Source organism: Marinicauda pacifica (genome assembly GCF_004793635.1).
GTDB classification, from domain to species: Bacteria; Pseudomonadota; Alphaproteobacteria; order Caulobacterales; family Maricaulaceae; genus Marinicauda; species Marinicauda pacifica.
In genome coordinates, this window is the sequence record NZ_SRXV01000002.1 from 417,359 (window position 1) to 443,546 (window position 26,188).

Here is a 26,188-nt window from a genome sequence, read left to right on the forward strand (position 1 = left end):
CGGCGACGGTGCAAAGCTTCGCTGCCGCGCCTAACGCGCCGACTCCAGCAGCTCACCGGACGCAGGCTGCGTCTGGCCGGAAGCCTTGGCAAAACGCATATGGCCATCCTCAATCGGTCCGAACCGGATGGTCATCATGTCCATGATATAGTTCTGATAGGTCTTCCAGGGTGCCTTGGTCCCCTGCCTGGGCAGGGTGGCCAGTGCCCTCTGGACGTAGCCGGACGAGAAGTCGAGCAGGTCGCGGGTCTCGAGATCGGCCGGCGGCTCGGGAACGCAGTAATCGTAGCCCTTGGCGTCCATGTGGTTGAGCAATCGGCAGATTCGCTCATGGGTCAGGTCGATCTTCAGCGTCCAGCTCGCATTGGTGTAGCCAAACGCGAGCGCGCAATTGGGCACACCGGACAACATCATGCCGCGATACGTCACATGAGCGGGCGCGTTAAACCGCTCTCCGTCGATGACAATCTCGATGCCGCCTCCGATCAGCATCTCAAGGCCTGTGGCCGGGATGATCAGGTCGGCCTCCAGATGTTTGCCGGATTTCAACTGGATGCCGGTCGCATCGAAGCGCTCCACATGATCGGTCTCGATTGACGCTTCACCGGACTTCAGCACCTCGAAGAAGTCACCGTCCGGGGCCAGGCAGAAGCGTTGGTCCCAGGGGTTGTAGGACGGCGAGAAATGGGTTTCGACATCGAAGTCCTCGCCCAGCTGGTTGCGAATTTCCTTGAGCACGCCTTTCTTGACGTAGTCCGGGTGACGCCGCGACAGGTTGAAGAAAAACATGCCGAGCCCGATCTGCTTGACCCGCGTCAGCAGATAGGCTGCGCGGGCCGGCAATACCTTGCGCAGCCAGTCCGCGATCGCATCGCGTGAGGGGCGGCTGGCGATATAGGTCGGCGAACGCTGGAGCATGGTCACGTGGCTCGCACGCCCGGCCATCGCCGGGACCAGGGTTACCGCCGTAGCGCCCGACCCGATCACGACAATCTTCTTGCCCGTGTAATCGTAGTCTTCATCCCAGAGCTGGGGATGGATGATGTCGCCCTCGAAGTCGGCCATGCCTGGAAAATCGGGCATGTAGCCGTGGTCATAACGATAATAGCCAGAACACAGGATCAGGAAGTTGGCGCTGAAGCGTTTGCGCTCGCGCCGCTCGCCGACCTCGGCCTCCAGAATCCATCTTGCGCTGGCGCTGTCCCAGTCGGCGCGTACGACTCGGGTCTGGAAGCGGATATGCTCCAGTATGCCCGCCTCGCGCGCGGTGTCGGTCACGTAGCGCTTGATGCTGGGCCCGTCGGCAAACACCTTGCCGTCCGTCCAGGGGCGGAAGTTGAAGCCGAACGTGTACATGTCGCTGTCCGACCGGATGCCGGGATAGCGGAACAAATCCCAGGTTCCGCCCAGATCCTCGCGCGCTTCGAGAATCTGGTAGCCCTTGCCGGGCGAGCGCTGTTGGAGGTGATGCGCGGCGCCGACACCTGAAATTCCCGCACCGACGATCAATACATCCGTGTGCGTTTCCACCGGTGTCGTCATGTCCATGGCGCGTCCTCCCGCTTGCAGGCTCTTCTTCGAAGCGTCTCACAAAAGTGAACAACGTTCAAAAATTTTCGGCAAGTGGGCAGTGCAGCCTTGAAAGCGCGTGACCGGCGCGGCCAGGCGAAGGGTGTCAGCAGTCTACCTGGTCGCGCACACGCTGCGCGGCGGACCGGTCCCACTGCTCGATACGCACCACGATCTCGCATCGTTGTTCCGGCGTCAGACGCGGATCGGTCGCGAGGTCTTCACCGAGCTGCTCGAACGTTGCGACACCCTCGATCACCTCGAGCCCGCCGGCTTGCGGCGTATCGAAGCGCATCAGCTGTCCGCCATCGTCCCAGCGCGGCCATTCGGGAAAATCACCCCCGCCCGCGCCCGGATTTCCGCTGCGTGCGAACTCCGCCCAGTATCCTCCCATCGCCGCGGCGAGGCTTTCGCGCCCTTCCGCATTGGTATCGGTGAACAAGGCTCTATCGAGCCGGCCAAAGAACTCGAACCGATTGAACACGAACGGGATTTCGACGGCATGGCCGGAACCGATCAACTGGCCCAGATCCATGAAAAGGAAGCGCCCTCCCTCGTCCCAGTCGAACCGATAGGCCCAGACATCCTCGTGACCGTCGTCCACCAGGCTCTGGGCCATGCTGTCGACCGCATTGATGCGCCAGACACGTGACTGGTACTGCGCAAGCGCATCGTAGAAGTCGGCGTCTCGGGCAGTATAGAGCACACCAAACCAGGAGCGGACGAGCTGGGAATCGAGGAAGTTGAACAGTTTCATCTCCTCGAAATTCGTGCCGGTGATAACCGGCACGTCGTTGAACCACTCCGGATCGGTCAGGCCTTCGCGAATACCCTCGGCGGGCAAGGTCACGCCATCTGCGATCATCCTCGGCAGCTCAACGCCGAAGGCGAAACCCTCGTGATAGGTCGCGAAGATTTCCTCCAAAGACGCCGAGCGCAGAGCTTCAGCTGTCTGCCCACCAGCGAATTCGGCCGCTGCCTCGCGGGACGGATTGACGATGGCTTCACCGCCCTGTTCAGCGGCTTCGAGCGCGACCGTGTCGAGCCCGCCGCTTTGGATAATGGCCCGGTGAAACAGGCCGCGGGCCGGCGGTGAGACGAGCAGGCCGGCCACGTCGTACCCGCCCGCGCTTTCGCCGAATATGGTCACGCGATCCTCATCGCCACCAAAGGCAGAGATATTGGCCTGCACCCATTCGAGCGCTGCCGTCTGGTCGAGCAGGGCGAAGTTGGCACCGCGGTCGAGATCGGTCCCGGCTGTGTCACGGATGGCCTCGTGGGCGAAAAAGCCGAGCGGGCCGAGGCGGTACTGGATGACGACCACGATGACATTCTGGTCGGCAACAAGCTGGCTGGCATCGTACTGGGCGGCATAGCCCCAGACATTGGAGCCCCCGTGGATCCAGACCATGACCGGAAGGTCGCCCCCCTCGGCTGCCTGTTCCGGTGCGTAGATGTCGAGATAGAGACAGTCTTCGCGGCCCACTAGCAGGCCTGGCTCGATACCCTGGCCCTGGTCGAGCGGTGTCGTCATCTGCGCGCACCGGTCCGAAGACGCCAATGCCTCAAGCCGTCCCTCAAAGGCGGGCGCAGGTCGCGGCGCGCGCCAGCGCAGATCGCCAACCGGAGCGGCGGCGAAGGGAATGCCACGCCAGACCTGCGCTCCGGTGGAAGTCTCTGTAAAGCCAATGAGTTCGCCTTGAGCGATGGTGCGCGCCGTCGCCTCGTCGGGCACCGGCGGAGCGGGCGTATCATCGGCGCCACAGGCCGCGAGCATCAGGCCGATCAGAAGAATGAGTGCGCCGCGCATGAAAGCCTCCCCGCTTATTTCGCGAACCTGGTTCGAGAGGTTAGGCGGTGACCGGGCAACTCGGCAACACACAAAAAGAAACCCCGGCCTGAACGGCCGGGGTTTCCGGAGACGAGGCGCGTGCGCCAACACGATGGCGCAACGTGTCTGCTACTCCTGGTTCTCGCCGCCCTCTTGCAGGTCCTCAGGGACCGGGAAGCCGCGGTCACGCATCAGCGGGGCGATATCGGCATCGCGGCCACGGAACTCGCGATAGGCTTCAGCCGGATCCACAGAGTTGCGCGGGGCGAAGAGCGTCGAAACCATGCGCTCGGCCACTTCGGGGTCATAGAACCCGCCCGGTGCCTCGTCGAACGCTTCTGCGGCATCGGAGGTGAGCACGTCAGCCCACATATAGCCGTAATAGCCCGCCGAGTAGCCTTCGCCGGAGAAGATGTGACCGAAATGCGGGGAACGGTGACGCATCACCAGCTCGTCCGGCATGCCCAGCTCTTCCAGCGTCTCACGCTCGAACGCGTCCGGGTCGATGCCTTCAGGATCGGTCGTGTGATAGTACATGTCGACCAGCGCGGAGGCGAGATACTCCGTCGTGGCAAAGCCCTGGTTGAAGGTCGACGCCGCATTCAGCTTCTCGACCAGCTCATCCGGCATCGGCTCGCCGGTCTCCACATGACGCAGATAACCGTCGATGACGTCGTCGGTCAGCAGCCAGCGCTCGAGCAGCTGGGACTGGAACTCGGTGTAGTCGCGCACGCCGCCGTTCAGCGTGGGATAGGCGACGTTGGACGACAGCGAGTGCAGGGCGTGACCCATCTCGTGGAAGAAAGTCTCCGCATCGTCGAACGAGATCAGGACCGGTTCGCCGGGACTGCCCTGGATGAAGTTGGAGTTGTTCGACGTGAGCGGCGTTTCCTCGCCGTCGAAGGTGGTGTGACCGCGATAGCTGGTCGCCCACGCGCCCGATCGTTTGCCCTGACGGGCGAACGGATCGAGATACCACAGGCCGATATGCTCGCCGCTTTCGCGATCGGTTACATCCCAGACGCGGACGTCTTCGTGGAAGACCGGCACGGAACCATCGGTGATTTCCTCGAAGGCGAAACCGAATAGCTCGCCGGACACGTGGAACATCGCTTCGCGAAGGTTATCCAACTGGAAGTATTGCTTCACTTCCTCTGAATCGAGGTCGTAGCGGTCCTGCCGGACCTTCTCCATGTAATAGCGATAGTCCCACGGCGCGATCTCGAAATCGCCGCCCTCGGCGTCGACGATCTCCTGCATCATCGCGACTTCTTCCTCGACGCGGCCGACGGCAGCCGGCCAGACGGCTTCCATCAGCTCCATTGCCCGCTCGGGCGTACCCGCCATGCGGTTCTCGAGGCGCCACTGGGCGTAGTTGTCGTAGCCGAGGAGTTCGACGCGCTCGTCGCGGAGCTGGAGGATTTCCGCGATCAGGGCGTTATTGTCGAACTCGTCGTCATTGTCGCCGCGCGAATAGTAGGTTTCCCAGACCTGCTGGCGCAGCTCGCGCTCGTCCGAGTAGGTCAGGAACGGATCCATGGAGGAGCGGGTGTTCAGGACCGCATATTCACCTTCATGATCGCGCTCGGCCGCCAGCGAGGCCGCAGAGGCGATGAAGGAGTCCGGCAGGCCGGAGAGCTGGTCTTCCGACAGGTAAAGAACGTAATTCTCTTCGTCGGCCAGGACGTTGTTCGAGAATTGGGTGTAGAGCTCGGCCAGGCGCTGGTCGATCGCGGCGTAACGCTCGGCCGCCTCGCCCTCAAGCGTCGCACCGTCGCGCGCGAAATTGTCATAGGTCAGCTGAACCAGACGCTGCTGGTCCGGACGCAGCTCGCTCACTTCGTCAGAATTGTAGACAGCTTCGATGCGCTCGAAGAGGTCCTTGTTCTGCGTGATCTGGCTGAAATAGGCCGACAGCCTCGGCGCCATTTCCTGCTGAATCTCGCGGAATTCCGGCGAGGACAGGTTGGATGACCAGATGCCGTAATAGGTGAAGACCCGGCCCAGCGTGTCGCCGGCCCGTTCCATCGCGACGATCGTGTTTTCAAACGTCGCCGGTTCGGGATTGCTGGCGATCGCCTCGATCTCTTCGAGATTGCGGGCCATCGCGACTTCCAGCGCGGGCTTCAGATAGACCAGTTCCATCTGGTCGAACGCCGGAACGCCGCCATACGGGCCATCCCATCCGGCAAGGAGGGGGTTGGTTTCAGCCGTCGTGTATTCGCCTTCGCTCTGGCCGTCGGCCATTGCGCCGGCCCCTTCACCGTTCGTCGCAATTTCGCTTTGGGCCGCGTCTGCGTCCTCGGTCGGCCCTTCGGCTTCCGGCGCGCACGCGGCGAGTGCGAGCAGGCTCGCAGTTGTGATCAACAGATGGCGCATGATTGGCCCTCCCCTTTTTGACAACGCAAATCGATGTCTTCGAAACGCGGCAGCCTAGTGTGGCCGTAGCGCCCCGTCATATGAACATTTCACAAGGTTTTGCCTCAAGGCGGTAAAATCGCGGCGCCGAAAGACGATCCCTCGCTACAGAGTTTCGTTGACATTTTGCCTGTGGCGATGTGGTTGGGCTAAAGCTCCGGGCGCCATGCCCGGCGCCACCCTTTCACCGATTGAAATCCTGAGGCCAGTAGCCCGTGTCCCGTTCCGCTCTCGACGTGTCCCAAACCAAAGACTTCCCTGCCTGGTACCAGGCTGCCGTGCGCGAGGCGGACCTGGCCGAGGAGTCCGGCGTTCGCGGCTGCATGATCATCAAGCCCTGGGGCAACGGCCTGTGGGAGCGCATGAAAGCGATCCTGAACGGCGCGATCGAAGCGACCGGGCACGAGAACTGCTACTTCCCGATGCTCATTCCGCTGAAGCATTTCGAGCAGGAAGCCCAGCACGTGGACGGCTTCGCCAAGGAGATGGCGGTGGTGACCCACCACCGTCTCAAGGTGATCGACGGCAAGCTTCAGCCCGACCCCGAGGCCAAGCTGGAAGAACCGCTGATCGTGCGTCCGACCTCGGAAACGATTATCGGCTCGGCGATGAGCCGCTGGGTGCGCTCCTACCGCGACCTGCCGCTGCTTCTAAACCAGTGGGCCAACGTGATGCGCTGGGAAATGCGTCCGCGCATGTTCCTGCGCACGAGCGAGTTCCTCTGGCAGGAAGGCCATACCGCCCATGTCGACGAGGCAGACGCCATGGCCGAGACCGAGCGCATGCTCGGTGTCTACCGGGATTTCGCCGTCCACGCGCTCGCCCTGCCGGTCATAGACGGGCATAAGCCGGAGCATGAACGCTTCCCCGGTGCGGTAGAAACCCTGACCATCGAGGCGATGATGAGGGACGGAAAGGCGCTTCAATCGGGAACCTCGCATTATCTCGGGACCAATTTTGCCAAGGCGCAGAACATCCAGTTCCAGGACGACCAGGGCGAATGGAAACACGCCCACACGACGAGCTGGGGTCTGTCCACGCGGATGATCGGTGCGGTCATCATGGCCCATGGCGACGATGACGGCCTGCGCCTGCCGCCGCGTGTAGCCCCTCAGCAAGTCATTCTAGTGCCCATGCTGAAGGGCGGGGAAGCCGACGAGGCGATCAAAACCTACTGCCAGGAGCTGGCCGAGGCGCTGCGCGCGCAGTCGGTCTTCGGGGAAGCCTTGCGGGTGCGTGTCGATCTGGACGCCGACAAGGCCCAGAACAAGCGCTGGCGTTGGGTCAAGAAGGGTGCGCCGCTGATCTGCGAGATCGGCGCGCGCGACGTTGAGAACGGCAAGGTCGCCTTCCTGCGCCGCGATGCGCTGCGCACCGAGGACGGAAAAATCAACAGCCAGGTCGTCGAACGCGAGGATTTCCCGGCCATGGCGGCCGCGGCACTGACCGAGATTCACACCGCCCTCTATGACCGCGCGAGCACCTTCCTGGCCGAGCACACCCACCAGGTCGAGAGCTTCGAGGACATGGTTGCCCTGTTCAAATCGGGCGAGCCCGCCTTTGCCAAGCTGGCCTGGAGCCGTCCCACGGGCGAAGCGCTGGAAACCGTCATCAAACGCCTGAAAGACCACCAGCTGACCGTGCGCGTCGCCCCCTTCGATCAGGGCGAGGTCCGCGGGAAATGCGTGTTCACCGGCGACCAGGCCGTCGAGAACATTATCGTCGCCAAGTCGTACTGAGGTTCGCCGGACGGCGCAGATGCGATGTTATCCCGGCATGATCGCCGTACGCAGAGCCGCGATGAGTCCGCTATTCGCGCATATCCGTCCACTGTTTCCATGACCTCAGACCGTTACTCCCGTGACGGTTTCCGTGGCTCCTGTCCGGTTATAATTTTGCGGACAGACGGGGAGAAGATGAGCGGCTGACCCGGGGATAGCGGGCGCCCCCGCCGGGGGCGTCTCGTCTCCCCCCGCCGCCTATTCCTCGCCGGGCCGGTAGATCTCGACCGCGGCGCGGCGCACGGCCGCTTCGCTCATCGGCACCGGGCGAAGGCCCTCGCTGGCGAACATCTCCATCTGGGTGGTGTAGTGGTCGGTGCCGGGCCGGTTGGATGCGCCGTACTGGTGGGTGGCCAGAACCGACTGGGTCCCGTCCGCGCGCCATTCCACGAAATAGGTCAGCCCGTCCCCGGCCACCATGCGCAGCGTGCCGTCGTCCTGAGGATCGCCATAGACCGCGCGCAGCGTGTCCGGCCCGCCATCGAGCGGCAGGTTCACCTCGCCGCGCATCAGCCGGTTGATCTCACCCCATTCGGGATCGATCCGCCCGTGATGGGCCGTCAGCCAGTCGACGGCGAGCGGGAAGGCGGTCTCCACCTCGGCCAGCACGTCTTCGCCCTCGGTCATGTAGTAGGTCATGAGGACCAGGCCCGCGCCGCGGTTTTCGCGCGAGGCCGACAGGGTCCACGCCCCGGCACGTTCTGCGGCCTCGCGCACCGCGGCGTCCTCGAACGGCGTGGACGCAATCGCGTCGCGCAATTGCGCGGCCAGGCTCTCCGCGTCGTAGGCGTCGTCATACTTGATCTGGATCAGCTCGCCCTGCGTGGTCCGCCCGTCCAGATCGCCGGCCAGGAGCGAGGTGGCGCGCAGGGCCCGGTTGGTCATGTTGGTCTCGATGCCGAACTCGGCCGGATAATCGGCCGGATCGGGATCGTCCGCGCCCAGCGTCACCTCGAACGGGGAATGGTTGGCGTCCAGAACGTATCCCGCTTCCGGGTCGATCATGTGCGGCAGCGCGGACACCGGCGCGAAATCCTCCCAGATCAGGTCCGAGCGATCACCCGGCAAGATACCCGTCCAGTCCACACCGGCATCGGGGAGGCGGTCGGGCATGCGTGCGACGTAGAAGCGGGCGATGCGGCCGTGACGGTCGGCGACGATGCGGTTGGTATTGCCCATCGCCCCCATTTCGAGCGCGTTCTCGAACTCGTCGAGGCTGCGTGCCTTCATCATGGCGAAGGCCTGCTCGCCAAAACGAATGTCGCCCATTGTGGCATGGCGCACGGCAAAGCTGCCGTGGTCGGCGTGCAGGACCGGGCCGTGCGCCGACCAGTCGGCGGGCCGCGTGACCTGCCAGCCGAACGGGCCGAACAGGCGCACGGTCATACGCGCGGTCCGGCGGTCGAAATCGCGCATTTCGCCATCGAGCTCGTAGCTGTCCCCGTCTTCGGAGACGGTCAGCGCGTAGACATCGATCAGGTCGGGATAATTGACCGTGGCGGCATAGCCGAGATCGGGGTTGGTGCCCAGATGCAGGACCGGCGCGCCGGGAAACAGGCCGCCGGCAAAGTTCAGGCCCTCGCCGCTGATGAGATGGCTCTCATACCAGGCCAGCGCACCGTCGGTGGGCTGGTGGGAATTGACGATCAGGCGCGTCGCGCCATCCGCGGAGCGCGACGGGGCAATCGCGAAGGCGTTCGATCCCAGCGCGACATTCGACCCCTCCTGTAAGAACACCTGCAGCGCCTGGCCCTGCGCGGGGTCGCGCTCGGCCTGCGGCGCCATGATCTCGGCGACGGTGTCGCCGAAGCCGTAAAACAGCGGGCTGAAGAAGGACGACAGCGCGACCACGTCCTGTCCGGTCACAGGGAAGAGATCGCGCGAGACCCGCTCGCCGGGATGATTGGCCGCGTAGAGATTGAGCCCGGCCGCATAGCCCTCGGCGAAGGCGCGCGCCTCCTGCGACAGTTCGGTTTCATAACCCGCCTCGACATCCTCGCGGATGCGCAGCAGCTGGACCAGATAGCTGGTGCGCGCCTCCTCCTCGTTCGCGGCGATCATGCCTGCGCCGAGACCGGCGCGCAGCGAAGCCTGGATGGTCTCGAAATCGTCCTCGGCATGGGCGTAGGCGAGCCCGAAGGCGGCATCGGCGTCGCTGACCCCGATGATGCGCGGCACGCCCCATTCGTCGCGCACGATCTCGGCAGAATAGCCGGCGGCCATCTCGCGGGCGGACTCGGGATCGAAATCGCGTTCCAGTCCCGGCGTCAGGCGCAGCCCCAGGGCGAACGCGGCGACGATGGCGGCGGCGAGCACGGCCGCCAGCCCGAATCCGACAAATCGAAGCATGCCCATTTTCCTCCCGCTGGATTTTTATCGCGCAAGGTTAGGCGCACAGCCCGAACAGGCAAGCGAACAATGTTCACATCCCGCCGAGCCGGACCATCGGCAGGCGCACCGGCCCCTGGCCGTATTGCGGGTCGAAGACGAGGATGGAGGGATGGCCGGGCGTGACGACCTCGATCCCGCCGCGTCCGGCATGGGCGACGCCGGGAACACACGGCTCGACCGGCTCACCCTCCGGGCCGATCGCGCAATCGTATACGTAGAGGCCGGATTCCAAGGCACGAATGGTGCGCTCGACCAGCGGACCGGTATCGGGCTGGGCCGCCGCGACGATGGAGAGGGCGCGGCCCGGCTCGCGGCCGAACACGATCTCCAGGTCGTGGCGATGGCTGTGCGGGCGCATGTGGATGCTGGCCCGGTCCATGCGCTCGTCCCGATCGATATCGACCTCGATTGCCTGCGCCGTCGCGGTCTCCGGGAAAGGGGCAGGGTCGTCATGGGCGATAGCGTCCGCGATCGTTGGCGCTGCCGGATGGTTGACCAGGGCCGCGCCGTTGCGGCAGACGCCATGCCAGATCTCATGGGTGATGGAGTGGGGGATCGGGGCAATGGGAGCCTCGTCATCGCGCGAGACCGTAACGAGCGCCCGGCCGGCGCCATCGTAAACCGTCAGCGGGCCGGGCAGCATATGGTTCTGCCGGCAATCATAGGTATTGCGCTCTAGGGTGTAAGCCTGATCGGCCACACGCTTCGCGCCGTGATTCAGCGTCAACTCGCGCACGACGACTTTGACCGGCCGGGACGGTGCCGCGGCCGGATCGGCCAGCGCACCTTCCTCCATCCAGACCGTATGCCCGCTCGCCCCCGGGGTCATCGTGTAGGTGACGCGCAGCCATGGGCCAGGCGCCGACAGCGCGGCGTCCTCCAGGCGAGGCGGGTCGGCGAAAGCGCCGGGGCCGAAGCCGGCGAACATGGCCAGAAGACAAGCTCCGGCGAGACGCCGGACGAGACACGAACCCATGGACTCCTCGCCAAACAGGCGCGCCGGCCGCGGTTTCCCCGCCACCGTTCGCGCAATGTCGAAGCGGTCAGATTACTCCCGGCGCGCGGCGTCAGCTATCAGATTCATTCAGGCTGGCGCGATGCGGTCTGGCGCCGTGACCGGAAGGGCTGTCTTCAGCGCGGGGCAAGCCGGCTCGAAACGCTGTGTTTGGCGGCTATCCCCATCCGCGCCCTTGACCTTTGTGCGCCCCGCGTGTTGGCTCTGCGCGGCTTTTGCGGGGGCAAATGCCGTGATCTCGTGCGCCTGACCCCGGATGAACGTCCCGGCACGGCCGTCTCACAAGAACACGCCCCGGCACGGCTACGGCCATCCATGGCCGGCTGGCATGGCGCCGGTTCGATCAGTTTTGTGAATTGGAAACGGACACAGACATGGATTTTGGAACGGGCGTTTCGCTCGCCGCCTATTTTCTCATCATGATCGGGATCGGGCTCTATGGCTTCAGAGAATCCACCGACGATTCCTCGGGATATCTGCTGGGCGGGCGCAAGCTCGGACCGGCGGTCGTCTCGCTCTCGGCCGGGGCGTCGGACATGTCCGGCTGGATGCTGCTCGGCCTTCCCGGCGCCATGTTCGTCACCGGGATGAGTGCGGCCTGGATCGCGATCGGCCTGCTGCTCGGGGCGCTGGCCAACTATCTCATCGTGGCGCCGCGCCTGCGCGTCTATACCGAGACGGCCAGCGACGCGATCACCATCCCGGACTATTTCGAGAAGCGGTTCGACGACAAGACGCGCCTGCTTCGCGTCATTTCTTCCATCGTCATCATCATCTTCTTCACCCTCTACACCTCGTCCGGCGTCGTGGCCGGCGGCAAGCTGTTCGATTCCGCCTTCGGCCTGCCCTACACGCTCGGCCTGACCGTCACCGCCGGCGTGGTCGTGCTCTATACCCTGCTGGGCGGCTTCATGGCCGTGTCCATGACCGACTTCGTGCAGGGCGTGATCATGTTCATCGCCCTGGTCATGGTGCCCATCGTGGCCCTGACCGGCATTGGCGGGTTCGAGGGGTTGAGCGACACGCTGAACAATATCGACCCGGCGAGGGCCGAGGAGCTCAGTCTCGCCGACACCTGGTCCTTCTCGCTGATGGGCGGGGTCGGCATTGTCGGCATCATCTCGGCAATGAGCTGGGGTCTGGGCTATTTCGGCCAGCCGCACATCATCGTGCGTTTCATGGCCATCCGCTCGCACAAGGACATCCCGACCGCGCGCAATATCGGGATGAGCTGGATGCTCGTCACCATCGTCGGGTCGCTGGCGACCGGCCTGGTGGGCCTGGCCTACGTGCTCCAGAACGGAACCCCGGAAAACTATCTGGTCGACGGGGCGTTCGACGGAGAGACGATCTTCATCGTGCTCTCGCAGATCCTGTTCAATCCCTATATCGCCGGCTTCCTGCTGGCGGCCATCCTGGCGGCGATCATGTCCACGATCTCCTCCCAGCTTCTGGTCTCGTCCAGTTCGCTGACCGAGGATTTCTACAAGATCTTCCTGCGCCGCGGGGCGAGCCAGAAAGAGCTGGTGCTGGTCGGACGCATCGCGGTCGTCGTGGTTGCCATCGTCGCCTGCCTGCTGGCGCTGGATCCGGACTCCAACGTGCTGACGCTGGTGTCCAACGCCTGGGCCGGCTTCGGCGCGGCCTTCGGCCCGCTTGTCATCCTGTCCCTGTTCTGGAACCGCATGACACGCTGGGGCGCGCTGGCCGGCATGATTACCGGCGCGGTCACCGTTCTGGTCTGGACCTATGTGCCGCTGATGCCGACCGAGGCGGGTCTCGTCCCGTTCAACGATGCGCTCTACTCCATCGTGCCCGGCTTCATCCTGAGCACGCTGACCATCCTTGGTGTCAGCCTGATCACCCCCGGCCCCAAGGCCGGCGTGATGGACACCCATGCCGATGTCGAAGGCCAGATGCGGAGCTAGGCCCGCAAGCCTTCATCGCGACTGCAGCAGCCGTCCCGGCCACACCGGGGCGGCTGTTTGCCGTTAAGGGCCCCAGCCTTGCAATCGCCGGTGCGGATCAATAATCACACAGGTTCAGTTTGCCGCCCGCAGCCGCTCCGGCGCGCGGGACTTCAACGACGTAATAAAGAAAGTATGCGCGATGAGCGGATCATCCTCGCAGGAGTCCAAGTCCAAGACCCATTTTCCCGTGCTCGACAGCCCGGTGAACCTGCCTGCGATCGATCGCGAGATTCAGCAATTCTGGAAAGCGGACGACACGTTCCGCGCCTCGGTCAGCGAGCGGCCGGAGAACGACCAGTTCGTCTTCTATGACGGCCCGCCCTTCGCCAACGGCCTGCCCCATTACGGACATTTGCTGACCGGCTTCGCCAAGGACATCATCCCGCGCTACCAGACCATGAAGGGCAAGCGGGTCGAGCGCCGCTTCGGCTGGGACACCCATGGCCTGCCCGCAGAACTGGCCGCGGAGAAGGATCTGGGCATTTCCGGGCGCAAGGCCATCGTGGAAATGGGCATCGACAAGTTCAATGCCGCCGCGCGCGAAGGCGTGATGAAGTACGCGGCCGAGTGGGAGGAATATGTCACCCGCGCCGCGCGCTGGGTCGATTTCGAGAACGACTACAAGACGCTCGACACCACTTTCATGGAAAGCGGGCTGTGGGCGTTCAAGCAGCTCTGGGAGAAGGGGCTGGTCTACAAGGACTACCGCGTCGTGCCCTATAGCTGGGCGGTGGAATCCCCGCTCTCGAACTTCGAGACGCGGCTCGACAACTCCTACCGTAACCGCACCGATCCGGCCGTCACGATCGGCTTCGAGATCGAGGCGGGCCAGGGCGCACTTTCGGGGTCGAAATTCCTGATCTGGACGACGACGCCCTGGACCCTGCCGTCCAACCTGGCGTGCGCGGCGGGAGCCGACATCACCTACGCGATCATGGAAAAGGATGGCGAGCGCCTGATCCTGTCGGCCAACGCGCTGGAAAAATACAAGAAGCAGCTCGAAGGCTACGAGCAGACCGGCAGCGTACAGGGCCGCGAACTGGAAGGCCTGCGCTACGATCCGCCCTTCCCCTATTTCAAGGGCCGGTTCGAGAACGCGCACCAGATCCTGCTCGCCGACTTCGTCACGGACGAGGACGGCACGGGGATCGTGCACATGGCCCCCGGCTTTGGCGAGGACGATCTGACCGCCTGCCGCGCGGCGGGCATCGGCGTGGTCGTACCGGTCGATGCGGCCGGGCGCTATACCAGCGAGGTGCCCGACTATGAGGGCATGCTGGTGTTCGACGCCAACAAGCCGATCATGCAGCGCATGAAGGAAGAGGGAAAACTCTTCCGCCACGACACCTACGACCACAATTACCCCCATTGCTGGCGCACCGACGAGCCGCTGATCTACAAGGCGGTGGAGAGCTGGTATGTGCGCGTGTCGGATTTCCGCGAGCGCATGGTCGAGCTGAACGAGCAGATCAACTGGGAGCCCTCCCACGTCAAGCACGGCATTTTCGGCAACTGGCTGGCGGGCGCGCAGGACTGGAACATCTCGCGCTCGCGCTTCTGGGGCACGCCGATCCCGGTCTGGGTCAGCGACGACCCGGACTATCCGCGCGTCGATGTGTACGGCTCGATCGAAGAGCTGGAAGCCGAGTTCGGGGTCGAGATCACCGATCTGCACCGGCCCTATATCGACGAGCTGACCCGGCCCAACCCGGACGATCCTACCGGCAAGTCGACCATGCGCCGCGTGCCCGAGGTGTTCGACGTCTGGTTCGATTCCGGCTCCATGCCGTTTGCCCAGGTCCACTACCCGTTCGAGAACAAGGACTGGTTCGAGACCAATTTCCCGGCCGACTTCATCGTGGAATACGTCGCCCAGACGCGCGGCTGGTTCTACACGCTGATGGTGTTGTCCACGATGCTGTTCGATAGCCCGCCGTTCAAGAACGCGATCTGCCACGGCGTGGTGCTGGACGAGAACAAGCAGAAGCTGTCCAAGCGCCTGCGCAACTATCCCGACCCGCTGGAATTCTTCGATTCCTACGGCTCCGACATCATGCGCTGGTTCCTGTGCTCCTCGCCGGTGCTGCAGGGCGGCAACCTCCTGGTGCCCAAGGAATCGCGCGAGATCGCGGCGGTCGGGCGCGAGGCGATCCAGCCCTTCCTGAACGCCTATTCCTTCTTCTCGCTCTACGCCAATCTGGAAGAGCGCCGCCCCCGGCTGATCGAGAATGCCGAGGAGGCGCTCGACCGCTATATCCTGACCAAGGCGGGCGAGCTGGCCCAGTCGGTGTCCGGCGCGCTGGACGCATTCGACATCCCGCGCGCGCACGCGGAAGCCTCCAGCTTCTTCGACGCGCTGACCAACTGGTATATCCGGCGCAGCCGCGCCCGCTTCTGGGGCACGACCGAGCAGGCCTCGCGCAATGGCGCCTTCGACACGCTCTACACCGTGCTGGTCCAGACGGCGAAGGTCATGGCGCCGCTGATGCCGATCGTGGCGGAGAAGATCTACAAGAACCTGACCGGCGAGCGCTCGGTGCATCTGGCGCTGTGGCCGACGGCGGACGCCTTTGCCCAGGATCATGCGCTGTCGCGTTCCATGGACCTGGTGCGCAGCGCGTGCTCGGCGGCGCTGGCGGTGCGCGAGCGCTTCCGCCTGCGCGTGCGCCTGCCGCTCAAATCGCTGACCCTGGTTCATGCCGATGCCGAAAACATGGCGCCCTTCACCGACCTGATCGCGGAAGAGCTGAACGTGCGCGACGTGCGCCTGTCCACCGATCTGGGCGCGCACGGCTCGCTGGAGCTGAAGGTCGATCCGCGCATCGGCAAGCGTCTCGGCCCGGCGATGAAGCCGGTGATGACCGCCTCAAGGCAGGGCGAGTTCACGCTGAATGATGACGGCACGGCGAGCGTGGCCGGCGAGACGCTCTCCGCGGACGAGTTCGAGATGCGGGTGGTGACCCCGGACGGCAGTGCCGCCGAACCCTTCGCGGGCACCGGCGCTATCGTGCTCGACATCTCGGTGGACGAGGACCAGGAGCATGAGGGCCTCGCCCGCGACCTGAACCGGGAAATCCAGACCGCACGCAAGGAGATGGACCTCGATCTCAGCCAGCGCATCGCGATTTCCTACGATGCCTCCGACCGCTGGGCGCAGATCATCGAAAGCCACAACGTCTTCCTGAAGTCCGAAGCGCTGGCCACCGCGATCGTGCGCGAGCAGGGACTGTCGGCGACGCGCAGCGTGGAGCTTGGCGGCGAGACGGTGCGCCTGGCCATCACCCCGGCGGGGAGCTGACCCACAGGCGATGCGCGATCCGGTCGACAGCTTCGACGCCTCCCTGATCGAGCGGTTCGACGACATCATCGACGTGCGCAGCCCGGCCGAGTTCGATGAGGACCACGTGCCGGGCGCCCTCAACCTGCCTGTGCTCGACAATGAGGAGCGGGCGCGGGTGGGCTATACCTACAAGCAGGTCTCCCGCTTCGAGGCGCGGCGCATGGGCGCGGCGCTGGTCTCGCGCAATATCGCGCGCCATCTCGAGACGGCGCTGTCCGGCAAGCCCGCCGGCTACAGCCCGCTCATCTATTGCTGGCGGGGCGGGCAGCGCTCGGGATCGATGGCGCTGATCATGACGCAGGTGGGCTGGCCCGCGGCCACGCTGAAGGGCGGCTACAAGACCTATCGCAGCCACATCCAGACCGCGCTCTACGACGCCATGCCCCTGCCGCCGGTCATCCTGCTGGACGGCAATACGGGGACGGGCAAGACCGCGCTCTTGCCGCTTCTGGACGCTCTTGGAGTCCAGACGCTGGACCTGGAAGGGCTGGCGCGCCATCGCGGGTCGATCTTCGGCGGGCTCGGCCTTGACGCCCAGCCAAGCCAGAAAGGGTTTGAAAGCGCGCTGTGGCACGTGCTTTCACGGCTCGACCCGGAGCGGCCCGTCATCGTGGAAGCGGAATCCAGCAAGGTCGGCCTGCGCACACTTCCCCCCGTGCTGTGGCAGGCGATGGAGGCGGCCCCGCGCATCGAGGTCCGTGCACCGGTCTCCGCGCGCGCCCGTCACCTGGTCGAGGCCTATCCGGAGTTGCGCGCCAACGGCGAGCGGCTCGACGCCTGCCTGCTGGCGCTGAAAGAGCATGCCGGCAAGGCGCGCGTCGCCGAGTGGCAGGATCTGGCCGAAGCCGGCGCGTTCGAAACCCTCGCCGCCGGGCTGATCGAACACCATTACGACCCGGCCTATGCCCGCTCACGCGCCCGGATCGGCGGGGAGACAATCGCGACGCTGGAGGCTGACACTCTGGACGCGGCGGGGCTGGAGACGTTGGCGCGGCGGATCGCGGAAGAAGTCAAAGCGGTCCGAATGTGATCGCAGGCGGGCCGGGGACGACCCGGCCTATAATGGCGGCGGCGTAGCCTGCCGCTTCCAGCGCGGCGCGGCATTGCTCGGCCCGGTCACCGGGCACTCCGGCAAGAAGCCCTCCGGCCGTTTGCGGGTCGAACAGGAGCTGGCCGCGCGGCGAGGCGAGCGGCTTCGCCGACAGCTCCAGCACGCCGCCGGCAGCCGCAAGATTATCGCCATGAATAGAGCTGACGACGCCGCCGGCGATCAGATCGAGCGCGCCCTCCAGCACCGGCAGCCTATCGAGGTCGATGACGGCCCCGGTCCGGGACGCGATAAGCATCGCGCCCAGATGACCGGCGAGGCCGAAGCCGGTGACGTCCGTCATGGCGCGGGCGTGAGGGGCAAGCGTGGCGGCGGCCGCGCCGCTTTCCTGCTGCATGATCGCGAAGGCAGCGGCGACATCGCGGCCGCGCGCTGTCTGGCGCATCTCGCCGGCCAGCAATGTGCCCGTGCCCAGCGGCTTGGTCAGGATGAGCGCATCGCCGGGCTGGAGACCCTCCTGACCGATCGCGCGGCCCTGGGGAACCAGGCCCGTCGCGGTCAGGCCCACCGTGAACTCGGCGCCCTGAGCGGTATGTCCGCCCACCAGATCGGCCCCGGCCGGCTCCAGCGCGCTCTGCATTCCGGCCAGCACCTCGCGCGCGGTGCGAGACTGGAGCGTGGCCGACTGGGGCGGCAGGGTGAGCGAGGCGAGCCCGGCCTGCGGGGCGGCGCCCATGGCCCAGATGTCGCCCAGCGCATGCACGGCGAGGATGCGCCCGAGCACGTAGCCGTCCTGCGTAAAGGCGCGGAAATGATCGGTCGTGACGACCTGCTCGCCGCTCTCGCCCCAGCGCAGCACCGCCGCGTCGTCGCCTGCGCCCTTCACCGTGTCCGCACGGCGTGGCGGGGCAAGCGCGCCAAGCGCGTCGTCGAGGGCGGAGCGCGCCATTTTCGACCCGCACCCGGCGCACAGCATGTCGCGCCTTTCCATGTCGCGCACGCCCAGCGCGACCGGCCCGCGCACCGCGTCCGGCCCTGTCATGGCGGGCAGATCGCTCAGGCGGGCCATGAATCTGCGATCGATCCGGTCCTTCCAGCGCCAGATCCAACCCGCCGACAGCGCGACGCCCCATTTTTCCCCGGCGGCGCGCCGCTCGCCCAGGCTGACCAGTTTGAGATAGTCGCGCTGCGGCCTGAACGCGCAAGGGTCGCCGCCCGAGAGGATGGCGGTGAGATTGGCGTGCAGGGCCCGGCCCGCCCGCACCGCATAGACCCCGGCCTTGGGCCGCGGCGCATGGGAGAGATGGGCGATGTCGCCTGCGGCCAGGATATGAGGATGGCTAAGACTGCGCAGCGTCTCGTCCACGGCGATGAAACCGTCTTCCAGTTGAAGGCCGGACGCCTCCAGCCAGTCTGCCGGCCGGGCGCCCGCCGTCGAGGCGGCGAAGCCGGCCCGCACCGTGTCGCCGCTGTCCAGTACAAGCCCCTCCGCCGTCACGCGTTCGGCGGTATGCGAGGTCAGCACGGCGACGCCGCACCGGTCGAGCTGCGTGCGAAGCTGCCGGGCGAGGGCGGGATGCTCGCGCGACATCACCGTCTCATTGCGATCGATGACGCTGACCCGGACCGGCTGCCTGGAGACCTCGCTCAGGCGATGATGCATGGCGAGCGCGAGCTCGCATCCGCCTGCCCCCGCGCCGATAACCGCCGCCTCGGGCGCCGCGCGGCCTTCAGCGACCGCGTGTATGTAGTCGTCCCAGGCCTCGGCAAAGGGCTGCATCGGTTTGACCCGCTGCGCACCATCACCCTCTGCCAGACCCGAGCGCGAGGTGATGCCGATATTGATCGAGCAGACGTCGAAATCGAGCGGCGGGCGCCCGGCCAGGCGCAGGCGGCTGGACTCAGGATCGATTCCGGTGACCTCATCGAGAATGAGCCGCGCCCCGGCAAAGCGCGCCAACCGCACCAGATCGATCTCGACCTCGTCTGCGGTGTAGTGGCCTGCGACATAGCCGGGCAGCATGCCGGTATAGGGCGCGGTCGGAGCCGGATTGACGAGGGTGACCCGCACGCCCGGCAACGGCTTCATCGCCCACATGCGCAGGAAGACGGCGTGCGCATGGCCGCCGCCCGCCAGAACCAGATCGATCGTGTGAGGTGCCGCAGTCTGCATGGGGCAGGTTTAGCCGAAGCCGGGGCGAGGTCGAAACAAAGCTGACAGACCGCAGTGGGTTTTCGCGCGATCGCGAGCGGCCTGCCCGGCGGCGTGATGCGCCGGGGACCGGCGTTTGAGCCGGCCCCGCGGGGGCGGCGCACCTTCGCCTGGCCAGCAGTGCACGCCGGGAACCGGCCTCATACCCTCACGTTCTCTATCCTGCACGCCGCGCTCCTGTCGGGCGCGGCGGTTGCCAACAAGGATCAAGAACCATGCGTGCGACATACCCGCAAAGTCTCATCCGGCGCGAGATCACGCGCGCTTCGGCAATCTTCCTGATTGTCGCCGGGGCAGCGCTGGCCGTCACACCGATTCCGCTCGGCGCGTTCATGGTGGCGTTCGGCTTTGCGATGCTGATTCCGGTGAGCGCCTATACACGCCGCAAGATCCGCGAGACGCGCGAGTGCTACAGCTGGTTCGACAAGGCGATGACGGCGTGTTCGCGCCCGCTGCCGCCGGGCCCGCGCCGGATCATCGACTGGACCCGGCCTCGCTCGCGCGTCGCAGTTGGGAACTAATAATCCACCCGGCTCGTTTGAAGCCCTGTAACGCCCATAGCACCAGGTTTGCAGGAGGACCGATATGCTGAGACTTGCCCTCGCCTTTTTCATCATCGCCATCATTGCGGCGGTGTTCGGTTTCGGTGGCATCGCCGCCGGCGCCGCCACCATCGCCAAATGGCTCTTCTTTATCTTTGTCATTCTGTTCGTCGTCGCGCTTCTGGCTGGCGCCCTTCGCGGACGCAGGCCCTGACCGAACACCCGCTCACACGATCACCATAAGTGACCAATAGGAGACGAAATCCATGAAACGTACCGCATTTATTGTCGCCGCCCTGTCGAGCATCGGTCTTCTGGCCGCCTGTGAAGACGATGGCCCGATGGAAGAAGCCGGCGAGAACGTCGACGAAGCCGTCGAAGATGCCGGCGATGAGCTGGACGGCTAGGCCGCACGCTTATCGGCCACACCTCGAAGGCGGCCGCTTGGACTCGTCCGGGCGGCCGCCTGAGGTTTGAAAGACCTTGAGCATCAGGAGGTGCCCTATGGCTACCCGCACGACCACCCCGAAATCTGATGACGTGGAGTATGACACCGTGAAAGATGATATTGCTTCCCTGCGCAAGGACGTGAACCAGCTGGTCAGCGACCTGTCCAAGATCGCCCAGCAGGAAACCGACAAAGGCGTGAAGCGCACGCGCAAGGCTGCCAGCAATGCGGCCGACGAGATCGAAGACGCGACCGACGATGTGCGCGGCTATATCCGCAACAATCCGCTGTCAGCGTGTGGCGCAGCCGTAGGCGTGGGCTTTCTTGCCGCACTCCTCATGCGCAAATAGGAATAGGTGAGCTGTTGCGAATCCTACTTCTGATCGTCGCCGCGCTCGGACCGATCGTGGCGCTGATATTCGGGACACATGCCCTGTGGTACTGGCTGGCCGTCACCTGGACGGTGTCGATCGCCAGCGCCGTTGTGGCCGGTGCCTATCTGCTGCTCGCATCCGCGGCCGCCATCACCTTCCTGTTCCGTCAGGAACAGAAGAAGGAGGAGCCGCCCGCCCCGATTGCCGGTCTCATCGGCCTTCTGGAAGATTCCATCCAGAAAAAGCCGGTCGAGACGGTCGGCGCGATGGTGGCGGTCGGTGTCGTGCTGGGACGCCGGCCCGACCTGCTCATGAAGGTGATTCAGAAAGTTCTGTAATCACCGCAAGAGCGCGGCTGTTCGCCCGGCCCTTTCAGGGTTAGAAGACCGGTCATGAATGAAGGCAGGCTGGTTCTCGTTGCCACCCCGATCGGCAATCTGGAAGACATGAGCTATCGCGCGGTCCGGATCCTGTCCGAGGCCGACACGATCGCTGCCGAAGACACGCGCGTTACCCGCAAGCTGCTCGACCATTACAAGATCGAGCCCAAACGCCTCATCGCCTGCCACGACCATAACGAGCGCGCCAGCGCATCGGGGATCGCCGCGCTCGTCGAGCGCGGCGAAACCGTGGCTCTGGTTTCCGACGCCGGCATGCCGGTCATCAACGATCCGGGATACCGCGTCGTCCAGGCCGTGCGTGAGGCGGGGCTAAAAGTCGAGCTGGTTCCCGGCCCTTCGTCAGTACTGGCGGCCCTTGTGCTGTCAGGCTTTGCTCCCGACCGTTTCGTGTTTCTGGGCTTTCCCCCGCGCAAGGAAGGCCAGCGCAAGACCTGGCTGGCCGAAGCGGCGCAGTTTCAATGCACGCTGATCGCGATGGAAGCGCCGCACCGCCTGCCCGACCTGCTGCGCGACGCGCGCGAGGTCTATGGCGGAGATGTGGACGCGGCGGTGTGCCGCGAAATCACCAAGACCTACGAAGAAACCGTGCGCGGGACGCTGGATGAGCTTGTTGAGCGCTTCGCCGAGCCGCCGCGCGGGGAGATCATGGTCGTGATCGACGGGGCCACGATCAAGCCGGTCGACATCGAGGCCGTGCGCGCTCAGGCCAAGCCGGTCAGGACCAAGGGCAAGGGCAAACGCCGGCTCGCCCAGCAGGAGGCCGCCGCCGAGGCCAAGAAGGCCGCGGCGGGCCGCGATGCGGATACCGATACGCAGACGAACTGAAATCCGGCTTGCCACGAAACATGGCGCCGGATTTCCGCGTTGCCCGGTCAGGCAAGACCGGAGGATCGCGATGGCTCACCCGCTTCATGTTCTGATCCACGAATACGGCTGGATCCATACCGGCATCGGTGTGCTCGGCAACACCGCATTCTTTGCCGGAAGCCTGTTCTTCCTGCCCGCCCTGGAGGCCTACAAGACGGTCGGCGTCTGGCTGTTCATTGTCGGGTCGCTCTTCATGCTGATCGGTGCGGCCGGCAATATGGCGGTCAAATACTGGAACTCCGGCTCCGGTGCGCCGAGCCGGGCGGGACGGCGAGGTAGGCCGTCCCGCCCTGCACGACCCGACTAGGCGCTCTCCCCATGAAGCGCCACGTCGAGACCGGTGACTTCGTCTTCTTCCTCGACCCGCAGCTTGATGAAGCGCTCCATCACCCACAGGATCGCGAAGGTCAGGACCGCGCAGTAGGCCGCCGCGGCCAGCGCGCCCCAGGTCTGGGTCCAGACCAGCAGGGCGTTGCCTTCGATCAGGCCCGGCGTGCCGCCGATCGCGCTGCTGGCGAAGACGCCTGTCAGAATGGCGCCGATGAAGCCGCCCACACCGTGCAGGCCGAACGCATCCAGGCTGTCGTCGAACTTGAGCGCGGATTTGAGATGGTTGACGGCTGCGTACGTGCCGCCTGCGGTGAGCAGGCCGATGGCGACGGCCGCGCCCGGCGAGACGAAGCCCGCCGCCGGCGTGATCCCGACCAGGCCCGCGACGGCGCCCGAGGCCGCGCCCAGCACGCTCGCCTTGCCGCGCAACGCCCATTCCAGGCCCGCCCAGCCGAGCGCCGCAGAGGCCGCGGCGATCTGGGTGACCAGCGCGGCGTGACCGGCCAGCGCATCGGCAGCCAGCGCCGACCCTCCGTTAAATCCGAACCACCCGACCCAGAGCAGGCCCGCCCCGATCACGGTGAGCACGAGATTGTGCGGCGGCTGGCCTTCGTGCGGCCAGCCCCGGCGCGGGCCGAGCTTGAGCGCCAGGATCAGGCCGGCCACGCCGGAGTTGATGTGGACCACCGCGCCGCCGGCAAAGTCGAGAACGCCGGCTTCGCTCAGAAAGCCGCCGCCCCAGACCCAGTGCGCGATGGGCGCGTAAACGGCGATCAGCCAGACCGGCACGAAGATGACCCAGGCCTTGAAGCTCAGACGCTCCGCCGCAGCCCCGGCAATGATCGCCACGGTGATGATCGCGAACGTCATCTGGAACAGCACGAAAACGCTTTCAGGCAGCCCGCCAGAGGCCGAGTCCGGGGTCATGCCCGCCAGCCCGAGCCGGGCGAGCCCGCCCACGAAAATGCCTTCTCCGCCGAACGCGAGCGAATAACCGATCAGTACCCAGGCCAGGGTCACGAGCGCTGCCGCCGTCAGCGACTGCATCAGCGTGGAAAGCACGTTACTGCGCCGGACCATCCCGCCATAGAAGAGCGCGAGACCGGGCACGGTCATCATCAGCACCAGGGCGCAGGCGGTCAGCACCCACGCGACGTCTCCGGCGGCAAAAGCACTCGTTTCCATGGGCTCGCTCCTCGTCAATCGAACGAGCAAAGCCTAGGCAGAGTGGACAGGCCGGGAAGGCAAAGCCGCGATTCTTGTTCGCGACTGCACAAACTTGCCGCATAAAAAAGCACGCCTGCCCGGTTCGCGGGCAGGCGCGCCAAACACGTCGGACGCAGACGCCTAGTCTTCGAGCGCGGCGTCCAGGGTGATCTCGATATCGAGCGCCTTGGAGATCGGGCAACCGGTCTTGGCGGCCTCGGCGGCCTCCTTGAAGTCGTCCTCGCTGGCGCCGGGCACCTTGGCCCTGACGGTCAGCGCCGATCTGGTGACGGCAAAGCCGCCCTCGACCTCGTCAAGCGTGACGACCGCCTTGGCGTTGATGACGTCTGCCGTCAGGCCCTTCTGACCCAGGATCATGGACAGGGCCATCGCGTAGCAACCGGCATGGGACGCGCCGAGCAATTCTTCCGGATTGGTCCCGGCTTCATCTTCGAACCGGGTCTTGAAGCCGTAATTATTTCCGTCCAGGACGCCGGACTGGGTGGAAAGGCGGCCCTTGCCGGATTTGAGATCGCCGCTCCAGACCGCAGAGGCATGACGTTTCATGATGTGTCCTTTCTTGTTGATTGATGAGGCCATCAATTGTCTCTGAACAACGCAGCCGGACCTACCAAAGGTTCGTGACAGCTGACATTCGGCGAGACCAGAACAGGATGGCGGCGCCCATGCCCGACCCTTCCGCGCAGGGATATGACGTGATCGTCCTGGGAGCCGGGGCGGCCGGGCTGTTCTGTGCGGGCCGGGCGGGACAGCGCGGCCTGTCCTGCTGCGTCGTGGACCACGCGCGCAAGCCGGCCGAGAAGGTTCGGATCTCGGGCGGCGGACGGTGTAATTTCACCAATATCGACACAATGCCCGAGCGTTTCCTGTCGCAGAACCCGCACTTCGCCAAGTCGGCGCTGGCGCGCTACACGCCGGGCGATTTTCTCGACCTGATGACACGCCACGCCCTGACCTGGCACGAAAAGACGCTGGGCCAGCTTTTCTGCGACCAGAAATCGGGCGCCATCATCGACATGCTGCTGGCCGAACTGGAGGCCGGCGGCGGGGACTTGCGGCTGGACACCGCGATCGAGGCCGTCACCGCGACCGATGACGGTTTCGAGATCGAGACGCCGCACGGACGCCTGACGGCGCCCCGCCTGGTCGTGGCCACGGGCGGGCTGTCCATCCCGAAAATGGGAGCGACCGGCTTTGCCTACGAGCTGGCGCGCCGCTTCGGCCACGACATTGTCGAGCCGCGCCCCGGCCTGGTGCCCTTCACGATGGAGGGCGAGGCGCGCGAGGCTTTTGCGGCGATGTCCGGCGTGTCGACCCCGGTGACGGCGCAGGCCGACGGCCCGGCCTTTACCGAGGCGATGCTGTTTACCCATCGCGGCCTGTCCGGACCGGCCATGCTCCAGGTCTCCTCCTACTGGCAGGAGGGCGGGAGCGTGAGCATCGACCTGTTTGCCGGAGCCGACGGGGCGGGCATCCTGAAAGAGCTCAAGGCGGAACACCCGATGAAGTCGCTGGCCGGAGCGCTGGAAACGCGCTTTGCGCGGCGCCTGGTCGACTATCTGGTAGAGAGCGGACGGGTTTCGAATACCGGGCGGCTCGCCGATACCGGTCATCGCGAGCTCGAGGCCATCGCCAGCCAGCTTCAAGGCTTCGACGTACGCCCGGCGGGCACCGAGGGCTGGCGCACTGCGGAGGTGACAACCGGGGGTATCGACACCGCCGGCCTGTCCTCAAAGACGATGGAAAGCCGCCATCGGCCGGGTCTCTACTTTATCGGCGAATGCGTCGATGTGACCGGCTGGCTCGGCGGCTATAATTTCCAGTGGTCATGGGCAAGCGCCGCGGCGTGTGCCGCGGCGCTCTGAAGTTCTGGTTCGCCGGTCTGGTCGAACGCGCTGCGATCAGGCCGCGCGCTTGTTGACCTTGGTCTCGGCGATCTTGGTCATCTGCTTGTCGCCCTCGGCGGTCTCATCGAGGCATTTCTGGATCGCCTTGGCGTCATCGTCATAGCCCAGACGGCGGGCATAGGCGGCGACGCAGCCATAGCCGGCAATCGCGTAGTGAACCATGCGCTGGTATTGCGAGATGATCATCGCGTCGCGCGCGTCGTCATCGCTGAATTCGGCGTCGAGCGCGTGCGCCTTGGCTTCCTTGACCAGGCCCTGCATGCCCCGGCAGAATTCCTCCGTCGGGTCTTCATTGTGGCTTTTCACCAGCTTGGACATGGTTTCCAGGCCTTCGCCGATGCCTTTGACGCCACGGCTCAGCGCATCGGTCAGCTCCTGGCTGCTGGCGGCGTTTTCAAGCAGGCGCGTGACTTCGAGCGATTGCTTGTTCGCGCTGTAGATATCCTGCAGCTGGTCGATATAGACGTCCTTGAGCGAAGAAAGCGCCATGAAAGGCCTCCATTGGAATGCGGGACGG

The 26,188-nt window shown here is 65.3% G+C and carries 21 protein-coding genes; 12 read left to right on the forward strand and 9 right to left on the reverse strand.

All coding sequences use genetic code 11. The annotated features are described in order from the left end of the window. Positions 1–30 precede the first annotated feature (30 nt). The 3 genes from E5162_RS08385 to E5162_RS08395 all read right to left on the reverse strand — a co-directional run bounded on the left by E5162_RS08385 (position 31) and on the right by E5162_RS08395 (position 5,647). On the reverse strand, positions 31–1,548 hold the full coding sequence (locus tag E5162_RS08385; protein ID WP_233342073.1) for a flavin-containing monooxygenase: 1,518 nt from the start codon (positions 1,546–1,548) through the stop codon (positions 31–33). 127 nt (positions 1,549–1,675) lie between these two features. Then, positions 1,676–3,379, reverse strand: a complete 1,704-nt coding sequence (locus E5162_RS08390) for a carboxylesterase/lipase family protein (protein ID WP_135944786.1) — start codon at positions 3,377–3,379, stop codon at positions 1,676–1,678. Between the two features lie 150 nt (positions 3,380–3,529). Next, positions 3,530–5,647, reverse strand: coding sequence for a M3 family metallopeptidase (locus E5162_RS08395; protein ID WP_371872245.1), 2,118 nt, complete (start codon positions 5,645–5,647; stop codon positions 3,530–3,532). Between the two features lie 386 nt (positions 5,648–6,033). Here E5162_RS08395 and E5162_RS08400 point away from each other — a divergent pair, with 386 nt between their 5' ends. Continuing rightward, the gene (locus tag E5162_RS08400; RefSeq protein ID WP_135944788.1) at positions 6,034–7,557 is read left to right on the forward strand and encodes an aminoacyl--tRNA ligase-related protein; all 1,524 of its coding nucleotides are present in this window, start codon (positions 6,034–6,036) and stop codon (positions 7,555–7,557) included. A 240-nt stretch (positions 7,558–7,797) separates the two neighbouring features. Here E5162_RS08400 and E5162_RS08405 read toward each other — a convergent pair whose 3' ends face one another. Then, positions 7,798–9,948, reverse strand: a complete 2,151-nt coding sequence (locus E5162_RS08405; protein ID WP_158291246.1) for a penicillin acylase family protein — start codon at positions 9,946–9,948, stop codon at positions 7,798–7,800. 73 nt (positions 9,949–10,021) lie between these two features. After that, positions 10,022–10,966 carry a hypothetical protein gene (locus tag E5162_RS08410; RefSeq protein ID WP_158291247.1) on the reverse strand — a complete coding sequence of 315 codons (945 nt, stop codon included), beginning with the start codon at positions 10,964–10,966 and terminating at the stop codon, positions 10,022–10,024. A 413-nt stretch (positions 10,967–11,379) separates the two neighbouring features. On the opposite strand from E5162_RS08410, the gene putP reads away from it, so the two are divergent. The 3 genes from putP (at position 11,380) to mnmH (ending at position 17,345) form a co-directional block, all read left to right on the forward strand. Further along, entirely contained in the window at positions 11,380–12,933 is a 1,554-nt protein-coding gene (gene putP, locus E5162_RS08415; RefSeq protein WP_135944791.1) for a sodium/proline symporter PutP, read from the forward strand. Between the two features lie 181 nt (positions 12,934–13,114). Next, positions 13,115–16,273 (forward strand): isoleucine--tRNA ligase, encoded by a 3,159-nt coding sequence (gene ileS / locus E5162_RS08420; RefSeq protein ID WP_135944792.1) that lies wholly within the window; start codon positions 13,115–13,117, stop codon positions 16,271–16,273. 10 nt (positions 16,274–16,283) lie between these two features. Continuing rightward, positions 16,284–17,345 (forward strand): tRNA 2-selenouridine(34) synthase MnmH, encoded by a 1,062-nt coding sequence (gene mnmH / locus E5162_RS08425; RefSeq protein WP_135944793.1) that lies wholly within the window; start codon positions 16,284–16,286, stop codon positions 17,343–17,345. Here mnmH and selD read toward each other — a convergent pair. Beyond that, complete coding sequence (gene selD, locus E5162_RS08430; protein WP_135944794.1) at positions 17,326–19,536, reverse strand: selenide, water dikinase SelD; 2,211 nt, start codon at positions 19,534–19,536, stop codon at positions 17,326–17,328. The genes mnmH and selD overlap by 20 nt on opposite strands. Positions 19,537–19,790: 254 nt before the next feature. Here selD and E5162_RS08435 point away from each other — a divergent pair, with 254 nt between their 5' ends. The 7 genes from E5162_RS08435 (at position 19,791) to E5162_RS08460 (ending at position 22,514) form a co-directional block, all read left to right on the forward strand. After that, positions 19,791–20,096, forward strand: coding sequence for a hypothetical protein (locus E5162_RS08435; RefSeq protein WP_135944795.1), 306 nt, complete (start codon positions 19,791–19,793; stop codon positions 20,094–20,096). 64 nt (positions 20,097–20,160) lie between these two features. Beyond that, positions 20,161–20,331 carry a DUF1328 family protein gene (locus E5162_RS08440; RefSeq protein ID WP_135944796.1) on the forward strand — a complete coding sequence of 57 codons (171 nt, stop codon included), beginning with the start codon at positions 20,161–20,163 and terminating at the stop codon, positions 20,329–20,331. Positions 20,332–20,383: 52 nt separating this feature from the next. Next, entirely contained in the window at positions 20,384–20,524 is a 141-nt protein-coding gene (locus E5162_RS14900; protein ID WP_174234997.1) for a hypothetical protein, read from the forward strand. Between the two features lie 97 nt (positions 20,525–20,621). Continuing rightward, on the forward strand, positions 20,622–20,915 hold the full coding sequence (locus tag E5162_RS08445) for an ElaB/YgaM/YqjD family protein (RefSeq protein ID WP_135944797.1): 294 nt from the start codon (positions 20,622–20,624) through the stop codon (positions 20,913–20,915). 14 nt (positions 20,916–20,929) lie between these two features. After that, a complete protein-coding gene (locus tag E5162_RS08450; RefSeq protein WP_135944798.1) occupies positions 20,930–21,277 on the forward strand; it encodes a hypothetical protein in 348 nt (115 codons plus the stop codon). 54 nt (positions 21,278–21,331) lie between these two features. Continuing rightward, positions 21,332–22,165, forward strand: coding sequence for a 16S rRNA (cytidine(1402)-2'-O)-methyltransferase (gene rsmI, locus E5162_RS08455; protein WP_135944799.1), 834 nt, complete (start codon positions 21,332–21,334; stop codon positions 22,163–22,165). Between the two features lie 70 nt (positions 22,166–22,235). Next, positions 22,236–22,514 (forward strand): YrhK family protein, encoded by a 279-nt coding sequence (locus E5162_RS08460; protein ID WP_135944800.1) that lies wholly within the window; start codon positions 22,236–22,238, stop codon positions 22,512–22,514. Here the strand turns inward: E5162_RS08460 and E5162_RS08465 are convergent. After that, the gene (locus E5162_RS08465; RefSeq protein ID WP_135944801.1) at positions 22,511–23,722 is read right to left on the reverse strand and encodes an ammonium transporter; all 1,212 of its coding nucleotides are present in this window, start codon (positions 23,720–23,722) and stop codon (positions 22,511–22,513) included. The two genes, E5162_RS08460 and E5162_RS08465, sit on opposite strands and share 4 nt — an antisense overlap. Positions 23,723–23,884: 162 nt before the next feature. Beyond that, complete coding sequence (locus E5162_RS08470; protein WP_135944802.1) at positions 23,885–24,310, reverse strand: OsmC family protein; 426 nt, start codon at positions 24,308–24,310, stop codon at positions 23,885–23,887. A gap of 119 nt (positions 24,311–24,429) precedes the next feature. On the opposite strand from E5162_RS08470, the gene E5162_RS08475 reads away from it, so the two are divergent. Further along, positions 24,430–25,629, forward strand: a complete 1,200-nt coding sequence (locus tag E5162_RS08475) for a BaiN/RdsA family NAD(P)/FAD-dependent oxidoreductase (protein ID WP_135944803.1) — start codon at positions 24,430–24,432, stop codon at positions 25,627–25,629. A gap of 36 nt (positions 25,630–25,665) precedes the next feature. On the opposite strand, the gene E5162_RS08480 is transcribed toward E5162_RS08475, so the two are convergent. Then, positions 25,666–26,160: a DUF892 family protein gene (locus tag E5162_RS08480; RefSeq protein WP_135944804.1), complete on the reverse strand. Its 495-nt coding sequence runs from the start codon at positions 26,158–26,160 to the stop codon at positions 25,666–25,668. Between the last annotated feature and the right edge of the window lie 28 nt (positions 26,161–26,188).